Source organism: Pseudomonas sp. NFPP28, assembly GCF_900115535.1.
In the GTDB taxonomy this organism is placed as follows: Bacteria; Pseudomonadota; Gammaproteobacteria; order Pseudomonadales; family Pseudomonadaceae; genus Aquipseudomonas; species Aquipseudomonas extremorientalis.
Map to the genome: position 1 here is coordinate 1 of NZ_FOWT01000017.1, position 3,066 is coordinate 3,066.

Annotated in this window: 1 protein-coding gene and 2 pseudogenes; 2 read left to right on the plus strand and 1 reads right to left on the minus strand. The window is 65.0% G+C overall.

Annotated elements, in window-relative coordinates; all coding sequences use genetic code 11:
• Positions 1-412: 412 nt before the first annotated feature.
• Both BM110_RS30265 and BM110_RS30270 read left to right on the plus strand, forming a co-directional pair.
• Positions 413-1,606 (plus strand): annotated as a pseudogene (locus tag BM110_RS30265) (HAMP domain-containing protein); the annotation flags it as partial.
• Between the two features lie 318 nt (positions 1,607-1,924).
• Positions 1,925-2,464, plus strand: a pseudogene (locus BM110_RS30270) (methyl-accepting chemotaxis protein); the annotation flags it as partial.
• A 29-nt stretch (positions 2,465-2,493) separates the two neighbouring features.
• Here BM110_RS30270 and BM110_RS29125 read toward each other — a convergent pair.
• The coding region (locus BM110_RS29125; protein WP_139220357.1) for an amino acid permease at positions 2,494-3,066 on the minus strand (573 nt) is incomplete at its 5' end.

Sequence of the window (3,066 nt, forward strand, 5' to 3'; positions counted from 1 at the left end):
AGCCACCGGCGATCACGCTCAACGGGCTCGCCGCCGAAACCACAAAGAAAATGATGAAGCCCACGCCCAGGGCGCCACGCTTGAGCTCCGTGGAGCTGTTGACCGGGATAGATACACTCATTTTTTTGACCTTATTGTATGAGGCAGTCGCTGTTGGATTGGGCCCGATCAAACGGCATCGGTGCCCTCTGGCGTTGTTGTTTTGGTTGCACGCTGAATTTGATCCTATGCCCGCCCCTGAGCCGCTCGCTATCCCAAATCGGTAGCATCCGAAGCGCCGCCCCAAAACAGGTCAAGCCACCCATGGCGTGCCCACAGCGTTTGCCGATTCGGGATAGCCGCTTATCGCGTCCCGCCGCATGCTCGCGTCACCCCGCCCTTCTCCCGGATGCCTTGCGTAGGAACCTCAGCCATGCGTTCAATTCACCTCACCCTCCAATGGCGCATCACCCTGCTGAGCGGGCTGTGCCTGCTGGTGGTGGTCGGCGCGCTGATCGGTGCCGGCCTGTACCAGAATCAACAGAGCGCCGATCTGCTCAAGCAGCAGAGCAGTCACCTGCTGGGGCAAGCCGCCGAGGCGCGCCTGCAGGCCCAGGCCGTTGCCCATGGCCAACACGTGGAGCGCTTTTTCAATGACAGCGCCCTGGTAGGCGAAGGGTTCGCCGAGCAGGTACTGCAACTGCGCGAGCAAACCCTCGAGGGCCGCCTCAGCGCCGCGCAATTGCGCGAAGCGCTGGTCAGCGTGACCCGCCAGGCCCTGCTCAAACAGCAGCACGTGCTCGGCCTGTACGTGGTGCTGTTGCCTGGCGCGCTGGCCGGCGCAGACGCCGAGTTTGTCGGGCAACGCGCCCTGGCCGGCAATGAAACCGGGCGCTTTGCGTTGTACTGGTCACAGAGCCTGCCGGGGCAGCTGGTGCAGGATGTGCTGACCGAAGAACAGATCACCGCCAACCATGCGCTCCCCGGCGCCGACCCGGACACCGATTGGTACCGCTGCCCCCAGACGCAACGGCGCACCTGCGTGGTGGAGCCCTACACCAGCCAAGTGGAAGGTCGCGATGTACTGATGAGCAGTATTTCCGTGCCGCTGATCGCCAACGGCCAGGTACTCGGCGTGGTCGGCATGGACGTCAGCCTCGACACCCTGCAAAAGCTCGCCGCCCAGTTGGGCCAGGATTTGTATTCGGGCGCCGGCGAAGTGAGCATCCTGTCGCCCGCCGGCCAGATCGCAGGACGCAGCGGCGCCGTCGCGGGGGACACTGTCGATATCCGCCAGCCCCTGCAGGTGGTGGACGGCAACCCCGGCTGGCACCTGCAAATCAAAGTGTCGCAAGCCCTGGTGCAGGCTCCCGCCCGGCAGATGCAAAGCGAGCTGGACAGCAAAAGCCGCGCCGCCAACGGTTTCAACCTTGGCCTGGGCCTGCTCGCCAGCGGCCTGGGTATGCTGCTGATCTGGGTGACCGCCTACGGCGTGACACGCCCACTGCTCAAGATGGTCGAATTGCTGGATGCCATCGTTGAAGGCGACGGCGACCTCACCCAACGCTTGCCCGCCGGGCGGCGCGACGAACTGGGCAGGCTGGCCGGTGGCTTCAACCGTTTCCTGGACACCTTGCAACCGATGATTCGCGCCATTCAAACCGCCGCCCGCGACACCCGGGACAGCGCCGACACCTCCTCGGGGGTTGCCCGCGACGTCAGCACCGGCATGCAACGCCAGTACCGCGAAGTGGAGCTGGCGGCCACCGCCCTGCATGAAATGAGCGCCAGTGCCCAGGAGGTGGCGCGCCACTCCCACAGCGCCGCCGATGCCGCCACCGCCGCCGAAAGCGCGAGCCGATCAGGCCAGGCGGTGTTCGCCACAGCCGAGCGCAGCATCGAGGCGCTCGATCAGCGCCTGGACGCCACGCTCCAGCAAGTCACCGCCCTCGCCGACAGCAGCCGCCAGATCGGCCAGGTGCTGGATGTCATCAGCAGCATTGCGCAGCAGACCAACCTGCTGGCGTTGAACGCCGCCATCGAGGCCGCCCGGGCCGGCGAGCAAGGGCGGGGTTTCGCGGTGGTGGCCGATGAGGTCAGGCACTTGGCGAGCAACACCCAGCGCTCGGTGGAACAGGTACGCACGGTGATCGAAACGCTGCAACAGCTGAGTGAGGACGTGGTGCACAGCACCCAACTGAGCCGTGATCAAGCCAGCGGCAGCGTGGTCCAGGTGCAACAGACCCGCGCCGCGCTGGCGGGTATTTCCCAGGCCGTGGATGTGATCGAACAGATGAACCAACAGATTGCCAGCGCGGCCCTGGAGCAAAGCACAGTGGTGGACGACATCAGCCACCGGGTCAGCGATATCCGGGGCATCAGCGAAACCCTCAGCCAGCGCATGCACGAGGCCGCGAAGGCCAGTGATGCACTGCGCGAAATGGCCAGTCACCAGCAGCAGCTGGTGGGCCATTTCCGGGTTTGACGGGGGAGGAGCCAGCTGCAGGGCACGCCTTAGAGCTTGTGGCTGCCCAACGCCCGGAAGCGTTCCGGCGACGCCTTGCGCAAGCGGGCCGCCAGGTACACACCGCCCAGCAGGGCCAGGGGAATGATTGCGCAGAGGCCATAGGACAGGAGCTGGCTGGCCCCGGTCAGCACATCGAAGTGCACCACCGCCAGCGCCAGCACTGCGAACAGGGCCAGGCAGGAGAAACCGGGGAAAATCCGTGCACGCCAGATCCCCACCTTGAGTTCGGGATGGCGCCGGAAGAACACCAACACCGCGACGGAAGTCAGCGCCATCAGCAAGATCACGCACAACGTGGCCAGGTTCGACAGCCAGGCGAACAATTGCAGGATCGGGTCGGCATCCATCGCAGCAAAAATCAGCACCACCACTGCGGAAATCAGACTCTGCAAGGCCGAGCCCATGTGCGGGCTCTGGTGCACGCGATGGGTGGTGCCCAGCAGGCTGTGCAGCAACCCATCGCGGCCAATCGCATAGAAGTAACGCGCGGCGGCGTTGTGGAACGCCAGCAGCCCGGCATAGATACTCACCATGAACAGCACGCGGATGACCTGGGTCAG